Source organism: Nocardia sp. bgisy118 (genome assembly GCF_057708605.1).
Window position 1 is genome coordinate 100,000 of record NZ_JBYISM010000012.1, and the last position, 18,146, is coordinate 118,145.

Consider the following 18,146-nt stretch of genomic DNA (forward strand, 5'->3'; position numbering starts at 1 on the left):
TCGGGTACTCACAGAACCGAGTTCCTCGATGAACCCACCCTTCCACATCCGACTGCACCCTTGCTCCTGAGCTGCGGCTCCTACCAGCTCGCCGATCCGATTGCGGCATCGAGTGCGTAACGGCAGTGGACGCGACCTGCCTGGTTCGAGGTCCCCACGTGAGTGTGCGGAAGTGATCTTGTTGTGGCGCGCGTCGTGTTAGCGTCGCGGAAGCCCGAAGGCATCTTGTCTCAGTTCGTGTGGTTCCGCTGGTCGCCGTCGGCGGTGTTGCGGTCGACGGTTCGTTCGTCAGCTCGATTCGAACGCAGTACCCGTCGCGAGAACAGGAGCACTGCTGTGAGCAAGCATCGATCTTCCATCGGTATCGCGGTCCTGGCCGTGGCCGTGGCCTGCGCGGTACCCGGGTGTGGCGACGATTCGCCGGAATCGTCGGACCCTAGTCCGGCCGCGAACAGCACGGTACGCGGTCCGGCGAAGAACCCGTACCTGGCCGCGGACAAATACGCGGTCACCCACTTGGATTCCGGCCAGTCCGACAGCTTCGCCGACCCCGTGCCGAGGGGCACGTTCCGGGTCGACCCCCACCAGATGCCGCGCGTGCCCGCGGGCCCGGTCAACATCATCACCTTGGCCTCGACGTCGGAGAAGTACATGTGGGTCTCGTCGAGCTCCGGCGTGCGGTACGTCGACGTCTCCGACCGCGGATTCCGCGAGGTCGCCGCGATGGACGCGCCCGGGGTGCAACCCATCCCGACGCAGGCACTGGATCAAGTGCTCGATCAGACGTTCACCGATACCGCCCAGATCCAGAACGCCATCCGCGACGACTGGGGCGGCGCGACCTGGCAGCGCATCGCCAACGGCGTCTACGGCTTGGTGGACAAGGACAATCGCATCTACTACACCACCCAGAACTCCGAGCTCCTCGTTTTCGGCCTGAAGAACAACGACAAGCCCGAAGAAGGCATCGAGATCGTCGAGCGCTTCGACTTCAAGCCGCTGCTCGGGACGGGCACCACCACGCTCGGCATCCCCGAGAGCATCGTCGGCGTCAACATGACCTACGACGGCCACCTCGTCGTCGTCTCCTCGCGCGGCCTGCTCGCGATCGACCGCGAGCTGTCGGGGCCACCGCAGCAGATTCGCTTCGGTGACGACGAGACCGTCTCCAACTCCATCGCCGTCGACGAGAAGGGCGGCATCTACGTCGCCTCCGACAAGGTGATGCGCAAGGTCGTGTGGACCGGCGCCAAGCTGTCCACCGACGAGGCCGATGGCGCCTGGTCCGCGCCCTACGACTTCGGCCGCCAGCCGCCCGCGGTGAAGTTCGGCGTCGGCAGCGGCTCCACGCCCACCCTCATGGGATTCGGCGACGACAGCGACGAACTCGTGGTGATCACCGACGGCGCCGACCACATGAAGCTGGTCGCGTTCTGGCGCAATGAGATTCCCGAGGGCTTCCAGCCGAAGGCGAGTGCCGAGTCGAACCGCATCGCCGACCAGATCGAGGTGACGGCGGGCCTGCCGGAACCGAAGCCCGAGTTCATCCAGAGCGAGCAGTCCGTGGTGGTGCACGACTACGGAGCGTTCGTCGTGCAGAACATCGGCTCCGGTGGCGAACCCGACCGGCTCGTCGACGTGATGGCCAACGGCCCGGTCGACGAACCGCCGCACGGCATGCAGCGCTTCGAATGGGACCCGGCCGCGGACAAGTGGACCTCGGCGTGGGAGCGCGGCGACGTGGTGTCCACGTCCATGGTGCCCGCGGTGTCGACCACGGCCGGCGTCGTGTTCGTCAACGGCTACAGCGAGGCCGACGGCTGGGAGGTCACCGGCCTGGACTGGAAGACCGGAGAGACCGTGCACCGCACCATCTTCGGGCCGTCGAACTACGGCAACGGCGCGTACGCGATCATCGAGGCATTCCCGAACGGCGACCTGCTGTTCAACAGCATCGGCGGTCCGTTCCGGGCGAAACTCGACAAGTAGCGCACAAGAAGGGGCCCTGGCCGAACGATCGGCCGGGGCCCCTTCAGGGACGAGATCAGCGCACGAGGGTCGACGCTCGCTCGGCGAGATCGAGCAGCGACTGCGGCAACAGACCGAGCACGATGGTCGCCGCGGCGGTCAGCAGAACGATCGCCCGGGTGAGCGGGGGAGTGATCACCATCGGCGCGTCGGCCGGGGGATCGGTGAAGAACATCAGCACGATCACCCGGATGTAGAAGAACGCCGCGATGGCGCTGGAGATGACGCCGACGATCACCAGCGTGACGGCATCGCCGGACACGGCTGCCTCGAACACCGCGAACTTGCTGACGAACCCGCTGGTGAGCGGCAGACCGGCGAAGGAGAGCAGCAGCAGCGCGAACACCGCTCCCAGCCACGGGGAACGGCGGCCGAGCCCGGACCACTGCGCCAGCGCGGTCGCCTCCGCACCATCGGGCTCGCGGACCAGGCTCACCACCGCGAACGCGCCGAGGGTGCCCAGGCCGTAGGCGACCAGATAGAACAGCACCGCCGCGATGCCCGCGTCGTTGGCGGCGACCAAGCCGACGATGATGAAACCGGCATGCGCCACAGACGAATACGCCAGCATCCGCTTCACGTCGGTCTGCGTCACCGCGAGGACCGCGCCGACGACCATCGTCGCGATCGCGACCGCCGCGAGCACCGGCCGCCAGTCGTCCCGCAGCCCCGGCACCGCGATCTGCAGGATGCGCAGCATGGCGCCGACCGCCGCGATCTTGGTCGCGGCCGCCATGAACGCGGTGATCGGGGTCGGTGCGCCCTGGTAGACGTCGGGCACCCAGGACTGGAACGGGACCGCGCCGATCTTGAACAGCAGCCCGACCGCCAGCATCGCCAGGCCGAGCAGCGCGAGCATCGCCTCGGAAGGGTGCGCGGCGATCGCGTCGGCGATCCCGGCGAGCCGGACCGTCCCCGCTTGGCCGTACAGCAGCGCGACGCCGTAGAGGAAGAACGCCGACGAAAACGCCCCGAGCAGGAAGTATTTCAGCGCCGCCTCCTGCGAGAGCAGCCGCTTGCGCCGCGCGAGCCCGCACAGCAGATACAGCGGCAGCGAGAGCACCTCCAGCGCGACGAACATGGTCAGCAGATCGTTCGAGGCGGGGAAGAGCATCAGGCCGCCGACCGCGAGCAGCGTGAGCGGGAAGACCTCGGTGGTGGCGATTCCTGCGCGAATCGCGGCCTGCTCGTCGGCGCTGCCGGGGACCGCGGACGCCTGCGGTGTGAACGCGTCCGCGCCGCGCCCCACGGTGGCCGCGGCCAGGCTCCAGGTGCCCGGCCCTGATCGTGCCTCGACGCGTGGTTGCGCGCTACGTTCCGCGATGAACAGCACCCCGAGGATCGACACCACCAGGATGGTGCCCTGCAGGAACAGCGTCACCCCGTCGATGGCCACGGCGCCCGCTATCGCGGTGGACTCCGTGCCCGCCAAGCGGACGACGGCTGCCAGTGCCGCGGCGAGACCGGCCAGGCTCAGGATCACCTGGATGCCGTAGCGGTACCGGCGCGCGACGAACGCTTCCACCAGCACCGCGGCGACCGCGACACCGAACACGATGAGCATCGGGGAGAGCAAGCCGTATTCGATGCTCGGCGTGGCCACGGTCGCGGCGAGGGGGATCGGATGCGTGGTCACTTGTGCCCGCCTTCCTGAAGATTCGCCGCGCCTGCCTCGGGCGCCGGAACCGTCGGCGCGGGATCGTGGCGGCCGATGGTGGTCAGGGTCTGGCTCACCGCCGGATCGATGAAGTCCAGCACCGGTTTCGGATAGAGGCCGAGGAACAGCAGGGCCGCGATGAGCGGCACGACGACGGCAAGCTCACGAGGCACCAGATCGTAGAGGTTCTCGTTGCCCTTCCTGACCGGGCCGGTCATCATCCGCTGGTAGAGCCACAGCACGTAGACCGCGGCGAGCACCAATGCACTGGTCGCGATGATCGCGGCCAGCTGGTAGCGGCTGAAAGTGCCGATCAGCACCAGGAATTCGCTGACGAACGGAGCCAAGCCCGGCAGCGACAGCGTCGCGAGACCCGCGATGAGGAACGTTCCGGCCAGCACCGGTGCCACCTTCTGCACCCCGCCGTACTCGGCGATGATCCGGGTGCCACGCCGCGAGACGAGGAACCCGGCGATCAAGAACAGCGCGGCGGTGGAGATGCCGTGGTTGATCATGTAGAGCGCGGCCCCGGACTGGGCCTGGCTGGTCATGGCGAAGATGCCGAGGATGATGAAGCCGAAGTGCGAGATCGAGGTGTAGGCGATCAGCCGCATCAGGTCGGTCTGGCCGATCGCCAGCAGCGCACCGTAGACGATGCCGATCACCGCGAGCGTGATCACCAGCGGCGCATAGGTTCCCGACGCGTCGGGGAACAGCATCAGGCAGTAGCGGAGCATGCCGAAGGTGCCGACTTTGTCGACCACCGCCATCATCAGCACCGCGCTGGACGGTGTGGCGGCGACGGCGGCGTCGGGCAGCCAGGTGTGCAGGGGCCAGAGCGGAGCCTTCACGGCGAAGGCGAACATGAACCCGAGGAACAGCGCGTTCAGCACCGCGGGGCCCGCGCCGAGCTCACCGGAGTTGGCGGCGGCGACCACGGCACGGAAGTCGAAGGTGCCCGCACCGTCCGCGCCGAGGCCGTCGCGCGCTGTCACCACGTACAGGCCGATGACCGCGGCCAGCATGATCAGTCCGCCGAACAGGTTGTACAGCAGGAACTTCACCGCCGCCCGCGAGCGCTGCTGGCGCAGTTGCACATCCGCTGTGCGCGGGCCGAAGCCGCCGATGAGGAAGTACATCGGGATGAGCATGGCCTCGAAGAACACGTAGAACAGCAGGATGTCCAGCGCCAGGAAGGAGACCAGCACCATCGCCTCGACGAGCAAGATCAGCGCCATGTAGGTGTGCGCCACCCGCTTGCCCGAGCCGGCCGCGCGGTCGTCGTGCCAGCCCGCCAGGATCAGCAGCGGCATCAGCGCGGTGGTGAGCAGCACCAGCACCAGCGCGATGCCGTCCAGGCCGAGGGTGTATCCGGCGCCGAAAGCGGGGATCCACTCGTGTGATTCGACGAACTGGTACTGCTCCCCGCCGGGATCGAAACGCGTGGCGAGCACGACGGCGAGCACCAGCACGGCCACCGAAAACGTCAGCGCCACACTGCGTGCCAGCACGCGCCGTGTCGCGGGCAACGCCAGCACGACGACGGCGCCGACGACCGGAAGCAGCCAGAGGGTGGTCAACCAGGGATATGTAGTCACCAGATCCTCACCGCCAGCAGGGCGGCGGCCACCAGGGCCGCGCCGGTGAACATGGACAGGGCGTAGGACCGCACGAATCCGGACTGGACCCGGCGGACGCGGGCCGAGAGCCCGCCGATCAGCGCGGCCGTGCCGTTGACGATGCCGTCGATGCCGCGGTTGTCGACGAACACCAGCGACCGGGTGAGGTGCTGGCCGGGCCGCATGAACACGCCCTCGTTGACCGCGTCGCCGTAGAGATCGTTGCGGGCGGCGACGGTCAGCACGGACACGTCCTCCGGCGCGGTCTCCGGGATGTCACGCTGCGCGTACTGGTTGTAGGCGATGCCGACGCCGACCGCGACGACGGCCAGCGCGAGGGCGGTGACCACGCCCGCGGGCACGACCTCCTCGCCGTGGTGCGCGCCGACCACCGGCTCCAACCAGTTCACCAGCGCGTTGCCGAACACGAACACCAGGCCGGAGGCGAGCGAGCCGATGGCCAGCAGGATCATCGGGCCGGTCATCACGATCGGCGCCTCGTGCGGGTGCGTGTCGGGCTTCCAGCGTCGCTCGCCGAAGAACGTCATCAGCATCACGCGCGTCATGTAGAACGCGGTGAGTCCCGCACCGAGCAGGGTGGCCGTGCCGAGCGCCAGACCGGACACGCCGCCCTCGTCGAAGGCCACCTCGATGATCTTGTCCTTGGAGAAGAAACCCGCGAACGGCGGCACACCGATGATGGCGAGGTAGCCGATCCCGAAGGTGACGTAGGTGATCGGGAGCAGCTTGCGCAGTCCGCCGTAGCGGCGCATGTCGACTTCGTCGTCCATCGCGTGCATCACCGAGCCCGCACCGAGGAAGAGTCCCGCCTTGAAGAAGCCGTGGGTGAGCAGGTGCATGATCGCGAAGGCGTAACCGGCGGGGCCGAGGCCCGCGGCGAGGACCATGTACCCGATCTGGCTCATGGTGGACGCGGCCAGCGCCTTCTTGATGTCGTCCTTGGCGCAGCCGACAATCGCGCCGAAGAGCAGCGTCACCGCGCCGACGAGCACCACCGCCAGTCGAGCATTCGGCGCGAGATCGAAGATCGCGTTGGACCGGGCGATCAGGTAGACGCCTGCGGTGACCATGGTGGCCGCGTGGATGAGCGCCGACACCGGCGTCGGGCCCTCCATCGCGTCACCGAGCCAGGATTGCAGCGGCACCTGCGCGGACTTGCCGCAGGCGGCCAGCAGCAGGAACAGGCCGATCACGGTGAGCGTGCCCTCGCTCGCGCCCGGTGCGGCGGCGAACACCTCACCGAAGCCGATCGAGCCGAACGTGGCGAACATCGTGAACATGGCCAGTGCCAAGCCCATGTCGCCGACCCGGTTGACCACGAAAGCCTTCTTGGCGGCCGTCGCGGCGGACGGCTTTCCGTACCAGAAGCCGATCAGCAGGTAGGAGGCCAGACCGACCCCCTCCCAGCCGAGGTAGAGCACCAGGTAGTTGTTCGCCAGCACCAGCAGCAGCATCGCCGCGAGGAACAGGTTGAGGTAGGCGAAGAACCGCCGCCGGTCCGGGTCGTGGCTCATGTACCCGATCGAGTACAGGTGGATCAGCGAGCCGACCCCGGTGATCAACAGCGCGAAACACAGTGACAGCTGGTCGATCTGGAGACCGAAGTCCACCTGGAGACCGGTCACCGGCACCCAGCTGAACAGGTCGGCGTGCACGGCTCGCTCGGCGCCGTCGCGCCCCAGCATGACGACGAACGCCCACACGGCCACGCCGAAGGAGGCCAGCGCGGCAAGGCAGCCGAGCAGATGGCCCCACTTGTCGGCGGCGCGGCCGAGGAGCAGCAGTACGACGGCCCCGGCCAGCGGCAGCGTGGGCAGCAGCGTCAGGATCGTGGTATCCACGTCAGAACTTCAGCAGGTTGGCGTCGTCGACCGAGGTCGAGCGGCGGGCGCGGAAGATGGTCATGATGATGGCCAGGCCGACGACCACCTCGGCCGCGGCGACCACCATTGTGAAGAACGCGAACACCTGGCCGTCCAGGTTCGCGTGCATCCTCGCGAACGTGACGAACGCGAGGTTCACCGCGTTGAGCATCAGCTCGATGCACATGAACACCACGATCGCGTTGCGCCGCAACAGCACTCCGGCCGCACCGATCGTGAACAGCAGGGCGGACAGGAACAGATAGTTCTCGGGGTTCACCGGGTGCCTTCCTCGTCGGCGGTTTCGTGGCCGTTGGTCTTCGCGTCGCCGGAGCCGGAGCCGACCGAGATGACGGCCGCCTCGGTCAGCGCCCTGGTGCGGCGGTGCCGCAGGATGGTGCTGACCGACAGCTCCTCGAACGAGCCGTCCGGCAGCCGGGCGGGAATGTCCACGGCGTTGTGCCTGGCGTAGACGCCGGGCGTCGGCAGCGGGGTGGCGCGGCTCGTGCCGTCACGGAACCGCCTGCGAGACAGTTCGCGCTGATCCATCCGCGGGCCGAAACGTTCCCGGTGCGCGAGCACCATGGCGCCGATGGTGGCGGTGATGAGCAGCGCTCCGGTGAGCTCGAAGGCCCACACGTACCGGACGAAGATCAGTTCGGCGAGTCCGCCGATCACGTCGCGACCGGCGAAACCCGTGGCGGGGAACCGGATTTCGGAATTGCGAATGCCGGTCGCGATGCCGCTGACGAACAGGATGCCGAAGCCGAGCCCGACCGCGGCGGCGGCGAAACGCTGGCCGCGCAGGGTTTCCTTCAGCGATTCCGCGGAGTCGACGCCCACCAGCATGAGCACGAACAGGAACAGCATCATCACCGCGCCGGTGTAGACCACGATCTGCACCACACCGAGGAACAGCGCGTCCTGGGCGATGTAGAACACGGCCAGCGTGATCATGGTGGCGGCCAGGCAGATCGCGGAGTGCACGGCCTTGGCCGCGAACACCATGCCCAGCGCGCCGAGCACGGCGAGCGGGGCCATTATCCAGAACTGCACGGCCTCACCGGTGGATGTGCGGGTCAGTGGCTCGGCGGCCATCAGTATCGTCACCGCGTCCCTCCTTCCGCGCCTGCTGTCGCGGGCTGCTTCTCGTCGGATTCGGTGGCCGTGCCGGGGACGGTGCCGCGGTAGTAGTCGCCCTCGGTCGTCCCGGGGTACATGGCGTGCGGCGGCGGGGTCATGCCCGGTTCCATTGGCGCGAGCAACCGGTCCTTCTCGTAGATGAGGTCGGCCCGGTTGTCGTCGGCGAGCTCGTACTCGTTGGTCATGGTGAGGGCTCGGGTGGGGCAGGCCTCGATGCACAGACCGCAGCCGATGCAGCGCAGATAGTTGATCTGGTAGACGCGGCCGTACCGTTCGCCGGGGGAGAAGCGTTCGGTCTCGGTGTTGTCGGCGCCTTCGACGTAGATCGCGTCGGCGGGGCAGGCCCAGGCGCACAACTCGCAGCCGATGCACTTCTCCAGCCCGTCTGGATGGCGGTTGAGCTGGTGGCGACCGTGATAGCGGGGCGCGGTCGGCACCTTGTGCTCCGGGTAGAACTCGGTGTTCGGCTTCTTGAACATGGTGAGCGCTGTGACCGCGAAACCAGAAAGCGGTTCCAGCGGGTGGCCTTTCGTCGGGTCTATGTGGCGGACGTCGGCGGGCAGCGGCGGTGTCGGGAAGCCGAGGAAGACGCCGGTTCCGCTCGGCGCGTGCTCGTCCACCGCGTGCTCGTCCACCAGGGGCGGGGCTCCGGGGCGGCGCCCGGCCCGCAGGAACATGCCGATCATCATGCCGGTGATCAGCAGGCCCGCGACGATCATGGCGGCGGTCGCCCAGGCGAATCCCTCGGCGTCGAGCACCCGCGCCGCGGCGACGAGCATCACCCACAGCAGCGACACCGGAATGAGCAGCTTCCAGCCCAGATTCATGAACTGGTCGTAGCGCAGGCGGGGCAGCGTGCCGCGCAGCCAGATGAACACGAACAGGAACGTCCACACCTTGGCGGTGAACCAGAGCAGGCCCCACCAGCCCGAGTTCGCGCCCGGCCACATGTTGATCGGCCACGGCGCGTGCCAGCCACCCAGGAACAGCGTGGTGGCCAGTGCCGAAACCGTTGCCATGTTGACGTATTCGGCCAGCATGAACATGGCGAACTTGAGCGAGGAGTACTCGGTGTGGAAGCCGCCGACCAGTTCGCCCTCGGCCTCGGGGAGGTCGAACGGGGCTCGGTTGGTCTCGCCGACCATCGACACGCAGTAGATCAGGAACGAGGGCAGCAGCAGGAAGACGTACCAGGTGCCGTCCTGGGCGGCGACGATGCCGGAGGTGGCCATGGTGCCCGCATGCAGGAACACCGCGGCGAAGCACAGCGCCATCGCGATCTCGTAGGAGATGACCTGCGCCGTCGAACGCAGGCCGCCGAGCAGCGGATAGGTGGAGCCGGACGCCCAGCCCGCCAGCACGATGCCGTACACGCCGATCGAGGTGATGGCGAGGATGTACAGCACGCCGACCGGCATATCGGTCAGCTGCAGCGCGGTGCGTTCGCCGAGGATGGAGACCTCACCGCCGAACGGGATCACCGCGAAGGCCATGAAGGCCGGGATGGCCGCGATGATCGGCGCGAGGATGTAGATCGGCTTGTCCACGATGGCGGGGACGATGTCCTCTTTGAGCGCCATCTTCACGCCGTCGGCGATGCTCTGCAGCGAGCCTTTGGGGCCGACCCGGTTCGGCCCGATGCGCATCTGCATGCGCGCCACGATCTTTCGTTCGGCCAGCACCGCGATCATCGGGGTGAGCAGCAGGAAGACGAAGATCGCCACGGATTTCGCGATGACGAGCCACAGGGGATCGTGGCCGAAGATGGCCAGCGTGTCAGGTCCGGAGGCGGTAACTTGCGTAGCCACGGAGGGCCCCACAGTCGCCGTGACGAACAGAGCGGGATCACTCATGGCGGTGTTCCTTCATCCTCTCGTCGGCGCGGCGTACTTGCACGACGCCGCCCGGCTGGGTGGCCAGTTGTTCGGGCACCGAGCTGCCGGGCGAATTCAGCGGCAGCCACACCACCCGTTCGGGCATCTCGGTAATGAGCAGCGGCAGCGTGAGCGTGCCGCGCTCGGAGCTGACGGTGACCGGATCGTCGTCGGCCGCACCGATTTCGGCGGCGGTCGCGGGCGAGAGCCGGATCACCGGTGGCCGGGCGACACCCGCCAGATTCGGCTCGCCGTCCTGCATCCGGCCGCGGTCGAGCAGCATGCGCCAGCCCGCGAGCACCGCGGTGCCCTGCCTGGGCTGGGTGATCGGATGCGTCCGATGCGCGGGCGGCGCCACCGGCTGGCCGTCCCAGGCGCCGAGCTCCGCGAGTTCGGCGCGGGCCGCCGCGGTGTCGGGCAGGCCGAGGCGCACGCCCATCTCGTCGGCGATGGCTTGCAGCACCCGCTGATCGGAGAGCGGCGCCGCGGTGCGGCGCACGGTGGATTCGCCGAGCGCGGCGTCGAACCGGCGCGGCCTGCCCTCCCAGGTGCGGAAGGTGCCCGACTTCTCCATGGCCGTGGCCACCGGGAAGACCACGTCGGCGCGCTCGGTGACGGCGCTGTGCCGCAACTCGAGACTGACCACGAAGCGGGCCGCGTCGATGGCGGTGAGCGCGGCGTTGGGGTCCGGCAGATCGGCGATGTCGACACCGCCGACGACCAGCGCGCCGAGCGTCGGCGCGGCGTCCAGGATGGCGGCGGTGTCGCGCCCCACGGTCACCGGCAGCTCGTCGACGTTCCAAATCGTGCGAACCTGTTGCCTGGCAGACGGATCCGCCACCGGCCGCCCACCGGGCAGCAGCCCGGGAAGCGCACCCGCTTCGACCGCGCCGCGCTCGCCGGCGCGCCGCGGCACCCAGGCCAGCGCCGCCCCGGTCTCGTCGGCCAGCCGGACGGCGGCCGACAGCGCGCCCGGCACACCCGCCATGCGCTCGCCGACCATGATCACCGCGCCGGGCGTGCGCAGCAGGCGCGCCGCCGCGACCACGGTCTCGAATTCCGGGCCGCCGAACGGGATCTCGCCCGTGCGCAGGGCGTCCATGAGGTGCGGCTCGGCCCCCGGCATCGCCGAGATCAGTGTGCCCGACATGCGTTCCAGTCCGCGCGAGGCGTACGGCGCGAGCGAGTAGACGGGCAGGCCGCTCTTGCGGGCGGCCTTGCGCAGCCGCAGGTAGACGATCGGCGACTCTTCCTCGGGCTCGAAGCCGACGAGCAGCACGATCGACGCGCGCTCCAGCCCGTCGTAGTCGACGGTGACGCCCTGGCCCGCGACCCTGGCCGCGAGGAAATCGGCCTCCTCCGCCGAGTGCGGGCGGGTACGGAAGTCGATGTCGTTGGTGTCCAACGCGACTCGCGCGAACTTCGAGTAGGCGTAGGCGTCCTCCTCGGTCACCCGTCCGCCGACGAGCACACCGGCGCTGCCGTGCGCGGCGGCGAGTCCCTCGGCGGCCGCGGCGAGCGCTTCGGACCAGGACGCGGGGTGCAGGTTGCCGTCCCAGCCGCGCACCAGCGGGGTGGTGAGGCGATCGCGCTCGGTGGCGTAGGCGAAGGCCCAGCGTCCCTTGTCGCAGTTCCATTCCTCGTTCACCTGCGGGTCGTCGCCCGCGAGCCTGCGCAGCACCTTGCCGCGGCGGTGATCGGTGCGCTGCGCGCAGCCCGAGGCGCAGTGCTCGCACACGCTGGGGCTGGAGACCAGGTCGAAGGGGCGGGCGCGGAACCGGTAGCTGGTGCCGGTGAGCGCGCCGACCGGGCAGATCTGCACCGTGTTGCCGGAGAAATAGGAGTCGAACGGCTCGGCCTGGGCGGTGCCGACCTGTTCGAGCGCGCCGCGGTCCATCAGCTCGATGAACGGGTCGCCGGCGACCTGCTGGGAGAAGCGGGTGCAGCGGGCACACAGCACGCAGCGTTCCCGGTCGAGCAGGACGGCCGTGGACAGCGGAATCGGTTTGGGGTACGTGCGTTTCACGCCGTCGAACCGGGTCTCCGGCCGGCCGGAGGACATGGCCTGGTTCTGCAGCGGACACTCGCCGCCCTTGTCGCAGACGGGGCAGTCCAGGGGATGGTTGATCAGCAGCAGCTCCATCACCCCCTCCTGCGCGCGTTCGGCGGCGGGCGAGGTGAGCTGGGTGCGCACGATCATGCCATCGGCCACGGTCTGGGTGCAGGACGCGACCGGTTTGCGCTGGCCTTCTACCTCGACCAGGCATTGGCGGCAGGCGCCGACCGGGTCCAGCAGCGGATGGTCGCAGAAGCGCGGAATCTGGATGCCGATCAATTCCGCGGCGCGGATCACCAAGGTCCCGGCGGGCACGCTCACGGCCGTGCCGTCGATGACAACGGTGACGAGATCGGCGGGCGCAAGTCCGCTGGTGTTGCTGCTCACGGTCGCAGGCCCACCCGTCGCCCGGCCGCCACCCCCCATCGAATCGCTACGCGATACTGCGTTCATTGCGCCCCTTCTCCTGCCTCGGCCCAGGCCGTCGAGCGCGCGGGATCGAACGGACAGCCGCCCGAGCGCAGATGATCGATGTACTCGTCGCGGAAGTACTTCAGCGAGGAGAGAATCGGGCTGGCCGCGCCGTCGCCGAGCGCGCAGAACGATTTGCCGTTGATGCTGTCGCTGATGTCGAGCAGCTTGTCCAGATCCGATTCGGTGCCGCGGCCCTCTTCCACCCGCTTCAGCAGCTGGACCAGCCAGTAGGTGCCCTCCCGGCACGGGGTGCACTTGCCGCACGACTCGTGGGCGTAGAACTCGGTCCAGCGCAGCACCGCGCGCACCACGCAGGTGGTGTCGTCGAAGATCTGTAAAGCCTTGGTGCCCAACATGGATCCGGCGCCCATGACGCCCTCGTAGTCGAGCGGCACGTCCAGGTGTTCGTCGGTGAACAGCGGGGTGGACGAGCCGCCCGGCGTCCAGAACTTCACCCGGTGGCCCACGCGCACGCCGCCCGCGTAGTCGAGCAGCTCCCGCAGCGTGATGCCGAGCGGCGCCTCGTACTGGCCGGGCCTGGCCACGTGGCCGGACAGCGAGTACAGGGTGAAGCCGGGCGATTTCTCGCTGCCCATGGAGCGGAACCAGCCGGTGCCGTTGAGGATGGTGGGCGGCACGCTGGCGATCGACTCCACGTTGTTGACCACCGTCGGGCAGGCGTACAGGCCGGCGACGGCGGGAAACGGCGGCCGCAGCCTCGGCTGGCCGCGGCGACCCTCCAGTGAGTCCAGTAGGGCGGTCTCCTCGCCGCAGATGTAGGCGCCCGCGCCCGCGTGCACGATCAACTCCAGGTCGTAGCCGGAGCCGAGGATGTCGCGGCCCAGATAGCCCGCGTCGTACGCCTGCGCGACCGCGGCCTGCAACCGGCGCAGCACCGGCACCACTTCGCCGCGTACGTAGATGAAGGCCGTCGCGGCGCGGATGGCGTAGGCGGCGATGATCACGCCCTCGATCAGTACGTGCGGCGTGGCCAGCATGAGCGGAATGTCTTTGCAGGTACCGGGTTCCGACTCGTCGGCGTTGACCACCAGGTAGTGCGGTTTCACCGTGCCGTCGGGGCCGGGACCCTGCGGGATGAAGCTCCATTTCATGCCGGTCGGGAAGCCGGCGCCGCCGCGGCCGCGCAGTCCGGCGTCCTTGACCGTCTGGATGATCTGGTCCGGCTCCATACCCAATGCCTTGCGCAGCGCCTTGTAGCCGTCGTGCCTGCGATAGGTGGCGATGGTCCAGGACTGCGGGTCGTCCCAGTACTTGGAGAGCACCGGTGTCAGGGTGGTCATCGGAGGTCCTCCCCGTTCGGCCGCGGCGCGTGCATCTCGAGGTTCTTGGCCACCCGCAGACCGGCGACCGTCGGCTCGCCCGCCGCGCCGTCGAGCACGCCGGGACGTTCGTCGGGGAAGCCCGCCAGGATTCGCGCGGTCTGCCGGAACGTGCACAGCGGCGCGCCGCGGGTCGGGGTCACCTGCTGCCCGGCGCGCAGCGCGTCGACCAGAGCCTGGGCCGATTCCGGCGTCTGGTTGTCGAAGAACTCCCAGTTCACCATCACGACCGGCGCGAAATCGCAGGCGGCGTTGCATTCGATGTGTTCGAGGGTGATCGACCCGTCGTCGGTAGTCTCGCCGTGACGCAGGCCCAGGTGGGTCTCCAGCGCGGCCAGGATCGCGTCGCCGCCCATGACCGCGCAGAGCGTGTTGGTGCACACGCCGACGTGGTAATCGCCGGTGGGCGTGCGCCGGAACATGGAGTAGAAGGTGGCCACCGCGGTCACCTCCGCGCCGGTGAGACCGAGCTGGTCGGCGCAGAAATCGATGCCGGTGCCCGAGACGTGGCCCTCCTCGGACTGCACCAGATGCAGCAGCGGCAGCAGCGCCGAGCGCGGGTGCGGGTAGCGGGCGATGATCGCCGCCGCGTCGGTCTCCAGTCGCTCGCGCACGTAGGGCGGGAAGGGCTCGGGCCGGGTGGAGAGCTTCAACAGGATTTCGGTCATCGGTCGACACCACCCATCACCGGGTCGATGCTGGCGACGGAGGCGATGACGTCGGCGACCATGCCGCCCTCGCACATCGCAGCCACCGCTTGCAGATTCGTGAACGAGGGATCGCGATAGTGCACGCGGTAGGGCCGGGTGCCACCGTCGCTGACCATGTGCACGCCCAGCTCACCGCGCGGCGATTCGACCGCGATGTACACCTGGCCCGCAGGCACGCGAATGCCTTCGGTGACGAGCTTGAAGTGATGGATGAGGCCCTCCATCGACGTGCCCATGATGCGGCCGATGTGCTTGGGGGAGTTGCCGAGTCCGTCGGGCCCGAGCTGCAGATCGGCGGGCCAGGCCAGCTTCTTGTCCTCGATCATCACCGGTCCCGGCCGCAGCCTGTCCAGGCACTGTTCGGCGATTTTGAGCGATTCCTTCATCTCCTCCACCCGGATCAGGTAGCGGCCGTAGGCGTCGCAGCCGGTGGTGGTGGGGACGTCGAATTCGTAGTTCTCGTAACCGCAGTAGGGCTGTGCCTTGCGCAGATCCAGCGGCAGGCCGGTGGCGCGCAGCACCGGGCCGGTGATGCCGAGGGCCATGCATCCGGTCAGATCGAGGTAGCCGATGTCCTGGGTGCGGGCCTTCCAGATGGGGTTCTGGGTGAGCAGATGTTCCATGTCGCGCAGCCGTTTCGGCAGCAGGGCCAGCAGCTCGCGGACCTTGGTGACGCCGTCCTCGGGTAGGTCCTGGACCAGTCCGCCGGGGCGGATGTAGGCGTGGTTCATCCGCAGACCGGTGATGGTCTCGAAGACGTCGAGGATGAGTTCGCGCTCTCGGAACCCGAACAGCATCGGGGTGAGCGCGCCCAGTTCCATGCCGCCGGTGGCCAGCGCGACGAGGTGCGAGGAGATCCGGTTGAGCTCCATCAGCAGCACCCGGATGACGGTGGCGCGCTCGGGAATCTGCTCGGTGACGTCGAGCAGCTTCTCCACTCCGAGGCAGTACGCCGTCTCGTTGAAGAACGGGGACAGGTAGTCCATCCGGGTCACGAAGGTGACGCCCTGCATCCAGTTGCGGAACTCGAGATTCTTCTCGATGCCGGTGTGCAGATAGCCGATGCCGCAGCGGGCCTCGGTGACGGTCTCGCCCTCGATCTCCAGGATGAGGCGCAGTACGCCGTGCGTGGACGGATGCTGCGGACCCATGTTGACGACGATGCGTTCTTCGCCTGCGCCGTCGAGGGTTTCGGTGACGGTGTCCCAGTCCTGACCGGCGACGGTGACGACGGTCGGCTCCGAAGGGTTCACGGCGTGCTCCCGCTGTCGGTCCGCAGCGGGTTCGCGCCCGGAGTCCGTGGTGTCGACGCCGGGCTGAGTATCGATGTCGTTCACTAGCTGTACGCCCTCCGCTCATCGGGCGGCGGGATGCGCGCGCCCTTGTATTCGACCGGGATCCCGCCGAGCGGGTAGTCCTTGCGCTGGGGGTGGCCACGCCAGTCGTCGGGCATGGCGATGCGGGTCAACGACGGATGACCGTCGAAGAGGATGCCGAAGAAGTCGTAGGTCTCCCGCTCGTGCCAGTCGGTGGTGGGGTACACCGAGTACAGCGAGGGGATGTGCGGATCGGCGTCGGGCGCCGAGGCCTCGACGCGCAGCCTGCGGCTGTGGGTGACCGACATCAGGTGATAGACCGCGTGCAGTTCGCGGCCGGTGTCGTGCGGGTAGTGCACACCGTTGACGCCGAGGCACAGCTCGAAACGCAATGCGGCGTCGTCGCGCAACGCCTGCGCGACGCGCGGCAGGTGCTCCCTGCGCACGTGCAGGGTGAGCTCGCCGCGGAAGACGACGATCTTCTCGATCGCGCTCTCGAAGGGCGTTCCGGTGGCCGCCATCGCGGTCCGCAGCGCGTCGACGACCTCGTCGAAGTAGCCGCCGTAGGGCGCGGGTGTGCTGCCGGGGAGGGTGACCGGACGGACCAGGCGACCGTAACCGGAGGTGTCGCCGGTGCCGGAGATGCCGAACATGCCGCGGCGCACGCCGATGACCTCCTCGCCCGTCGGCTCGGGTTCGGTCGACGGTGGCAGCGTGCCCTCGGGTCCCGCGGTCGCCGCCGCGTCGATTTCCGACTGGGGCGTGCTGGTGTCGGTGTTCTCGGGGGAGTCGAAGGTCATCGCAGCAGACCCTCCATCCGGATGGTCGGGGTCGACGCGAGCGCCGCCTGCTCGGCGGCGCGGATCGCCTCTTCGCGGTTGACGCCGAGCGGCATCTCCTGAATCTTGGCGTGCAGTGTCAGAATCGCGTTCAGCAGCATCTCCGGGCGCGGCGGGCAGCCGGGCAGATAGATGTCGACCGGCACCACGTGGTCGACGCCCTGCACGATGGCGTAGTTGTTGAACATGCCGCCGGAGGAGGCGCAGACCCCCATGGCGAGCACCCATTTCGGCTCGGTCATCTGGTCGTAGACCTGCCGCAGCACCGGCGCCATCTTCTGGCTGACCCGGCCCGCGACGATCATCAGGTCGGCCTGTCTCGGCGAGGCGCGGAAGGCCTCCATACCGAAGCGGGCGATGTCGAATCGTCCTGCGCCGGTGGCCATCATCTCGATGGCGCAGCAGGCGAGACCGAAGGTGGCAGGCCACAGCGAGCCCTTGCGCAGATATCCGGCGAAATCCTCCACCGTGCTCAGCAGAAAGCCGCTGGGCAGTTTTTCCTCGAGACCCATTTCCGACTAACTCTCACTTCCACTGTGCGGGTGAAACCTTGTGGCGATCAGTCCCAACTGAGTCCGCCCCGGCGCCACTCGTAGGCGTAGGCAACCGAGACGTTGAAGATGAACAGCGCCATCGCGGCGAGACCGAAGAGACCGAGCGCATCGAAGTGGACAGCCCACGGGTAGAGGAACACGATCTCGATGTCGAAGATGATGAACAGCATGGCGGTCAGGTAGTACTTCACCGGAAAACGCTGTCCGGTAATGCTTCCCGGCCCGCCCGCGACGGCGTGCGGAGTGGGCTCGATGCCGCACTCGTAGGCCTCCAGCTTGGCCCGGTTGTAGCGCTTCGGCCCGATGAGGGCCGCCAAGATGATGGAAAAGACCGCGAATGCCGCGGCGACCGCGCCGAGCACCAGGGTCGGCAACTCCATGTTCACGACTGCACTTCCCCTCCTGCGAGCCCGGGGCTCCCTCGACGGCGGCTGGTGGCAGCTTCCGAGGCGGGCTGACGTCGTTGTCCGCCTCGGCCAGACTCGCCCCATGGCCTCGCTCGGCGGGGCGTGCGTCAGGGAGATCGGACACAGCCGGTCTCATACCTGCGCTCTCGCCCATGTGAGCTACGGCACAGCCTACAACTGATACGAGTGGCCGCGACGCCTTTGACCCCGGATCTTTGATCGAATTCGGAACTACGATTTATGACT

Annotated in this window: 14 protein-coding genes and 1 pseudogene; 1 reads left to right on the forward strand and 14 read right to left on the reverse strand. The window is 68.3% G+C overall.

Annotated elements, in window-relative coordinates; genetic code table 11:
• Window positions 1-336: 336 nt before the first annotated feature.
• Window positions 337-1,989, forward strand: a complete 1,653-nt coding sequence (locus tag AC3EO7_RS17075; RefSeq protein WP_435591722.1) for a hypothetical protein — start codon at window positions 337-339, stop codon at window positions 1,987-1,989.
• A 55-nt stretch (window positions 1,990-2,044) separates the two neighbouring features.
• On the opposite strand, the gene nuoN is transcribed toward AC3EO7_RS17075, so the two are convergent.
• The 14 genes and pseudogenes from nuoN to AC3EO7_RS17145 all read right to left on the reverse strand — a co-directional run bounded on the left by nuoN (window position 2,045) and on the right by AC3EO7_RS17145 (window position 17,873).
• A complete protein-coding gene (gene nuoN / locus AC3EO7_RS17080) occupies window positions 2,045-3,664 on the reverse strand; it encodes an NADH-quinone oxidoreductase subunit NuoN (RefSeq protein ID WP_435591723.1) in 1,620 nt (539 codons plus the stop codon).
• A complete protein-coding gene (locus tag AC3EO7_RS17085; protein ID WP_435591724.1) occupies window positions 3,661-5,283 on the reverse strand; it encodes an NADH-quinone oxidoreductase subunit M in 1,623 nt (540 codons plus the stop codon). The genes nuoN and AC3EO7_RS17085 overlap by 4 nt, the downstream gene beginning before the upstream one ends.
• Window positions 5,280-7,166, reverse strand: coding sequence for an NADH-quinone oxidoreductase subunit L (gene nuoL / locus AC3EO7_RS17090; RefSeq protein WP_435591725.1), 1,887 nt, complete (start codon window positions 7,164-7,166; stop codon window positions 5,280-5,282). The genes AC3EO7_RS17085 and nuoL overlap by 4 nt, the downstream gene beginning before the upstream one ends.
• Before the next feature lies 1 nt (window position 7,167).
• Window positions 7,168-7,467, reverse strand: a complete 300-nt coding sequence (nuoK, locus tag AC3EO7_RS17095) for an NADH-quinone oxidoreductase subunit NuoK (RefSeq protein WP_036536861.1) — start codon at window positions 7,465-7,467, stop codon at window positions 7,168-7,170.
• A complete protein-coding gene (locus AC3EO7_RS17100) occupies window positions 7,464-8,285 on the reverse strand; it encodes an NADH-quinone oxidoreductase subunit J (RefSeq protein ID WP_431970227.1) in 822 nt (273 codons plus the stop codon). The genes nuoK and AC3EO7_RS17100 overlap by 4 nt, the downstream gene beginning before the upstream one ends.
• Before the next feature lie 8 nt (window positions 8,286-8,293).
• On the reverse strand, window positions 8,294-8,893 hold the full coding sequence (nuoI, locus tag AC3EO7_RS17105; RefSeq protein WP_435591775.1) for an NADH-quinone oxidoreductase subunit NuoI: 600 nt from the start codon (window positions 8,891-8,893) through the stop codon (window positions 8,294-8,296).
• Window positions 8,888-10,183, reverse strand: a pseudogene (gene nuoH / locus AC3EO7_RS17110) (NADH-quinone oxidoreductase subunit NuoH); the annotation flags it as partial. The gene nuoI and the pseudogene nuoH, both read right to left, overlap by 6 nt.
• Window positions 10,176-12,686 carry an NADH-quinone oxidoreductase subunit G gene (locus AC3EO7_RS17115; protein ID WP_431970225.1) on the reverse strand — a complete coding sequence of 837 codons (2,511 nt, stop codon included), beginning with the start codon at window positions 12,684-12,686 and terminating at the stop codon, window positions 10,176-10,178. The pseudogene nuoH and the gene AC3EO7_RS17115, both read right to left, overlap by 8 nt.
• Before the next feature lie 23 nt (window positions 12,687-12,709).
• A complete protein-coding gene (nuoF, locus tag AC3EO7_RS17120) occupies window positions 12,710-14,035 on the reverse strand; it encodes an NADH-quinone oxidoreductase subunit NuoF (RefSeq protein ID WP_435591726.1) in 1,326 nt (441 codons plus the stop codon).
• Complete coding sequence (nuoE, locus tag AC3EO7_RS17125; RefSeq protein ID WP_431970122.1) at window positions 14,032-14,742, reverse strand: NADH-quinone oxidoreductase subunit NuoE; 711 nt, start codon at window positions 14,740-14,742, stop codon at window positions 14,032-14,034. The genes nuoF and nuoE overlap by 4 nt, the downstream gene beginning before the upstream one ends.
• Window positions 14,739-16,037 carry an NADH-quinone oxidoreductase subunit D gene (locus tag AC3EO7_RS17130; protein ID WP_431970224.1) on the reverse strand — a complete coding sequence of 433 codons (1,299 nt, stop codon included), beginning with the start codon at window positions 16,035-16,037 and terminating at the stop codon, window positions 14,739-14,741. Before AC3EO7_RS17130 ends, nuoE begins: the two co-directional genes overlap by 4 nt.
• Window positions 16,038-16,120: 83 nt before the next feature.
• Window positions 16,121-16,900 (reverse strand): NADH-quinone oxidoreductase subunit C, encoded by a 780-nt coding sequence (locus AC3EO7_RS17135; protein ID WP_431970121.1) that lies wholly within the window; start codon window positions 16,898-16,900, stop codon window positions 16,121-16,123.
• Window positions 16,897-17,451 carry a NuoB/complex I 20 kDa subunit family protein gene (locus tag AC3EO7_RS17140; protein ID WP_431970120.1) on the reverse strand — a complete coding sequence of 185 codons (555 nt, stop codon included), beginning with the start codon at window positions 17,449-17,451 and terminating at the stop codon, window positions 16,897-16,899. Before AC3EO7_RS17140 ends, AC3EO7_RS17135 begins: the two co-directional genes overlap by 4 nt.
• Before the next feature lie 47 nt (window positions 17,452-17,498).
• On the reverse strand, window positions 17,499-17,873 hold the full coding sequence (locus AC3EO7_RS17145) for an NADH-quinone oxidoreductase subunit A (RefSeq protein ID WP_431970119.1): 375 nt from the start codon (window positions 17,871-17,873) through the stop codon (window positions 17,499-17,501).
• Between the last annotated feature and the right edge of the window lie 273 nt (window positions 17,874-18,146).

Bases quoted from the DNA above. Each gene is read 5' to 3' on its own strand.
- AC3EO7_RS17100 (WP_431970227.1), bottom strand. From the start codon at position 8,285: ATGGCCGCCGAGCCACTGACCCGCACATCCACCGGTGAGGCCGTGCAG.
- AC3EO7_RS17115 (WP_431970225.1), bottom strand. From the start codon at position 12,686: ATGGGGGGTGGCGGCCGGGCGACGGGTGGGCCTGCGACCGTGAGCAGC.
- nuoF (WP_435591726.1), bottom strand. From the start codon at position 14,035: ATGACCACCCTGACACCGGTGCTCTCCAAGTACTGGGACGACCCGCAG.
- nuoE (WP_431970122.1), bottom strand. From the start codon at position 14,742: ATGACCGAAATCCTGTTGAAGCTCTCCACCCGGCCCGAGCCCTTCCCG.
- AC3EO7_RS17135 (WP_431970121.1), bottom strand. From the start codon at position 16,900: ATGACCTTCGACTCCCCCGAGAACACCGACACCAGCACGCCCCAGTCG.
- AC3EO7_RS17140 (WP_431970120.1), bottom strand. From the start codon at position 17,451: ATGGGTCTCGAGGAAAAACTGCCCAGCGGCTTTCTGCTGAGCACGGTG.
- AC3EO7_RS17145 (WP_431970119.1), bottom strand. From the start codon at position 17,873: ATGGAGTTGCCGACCCTGGTGCTCGGCGCGGTCGCCGCGGCATTCGCG.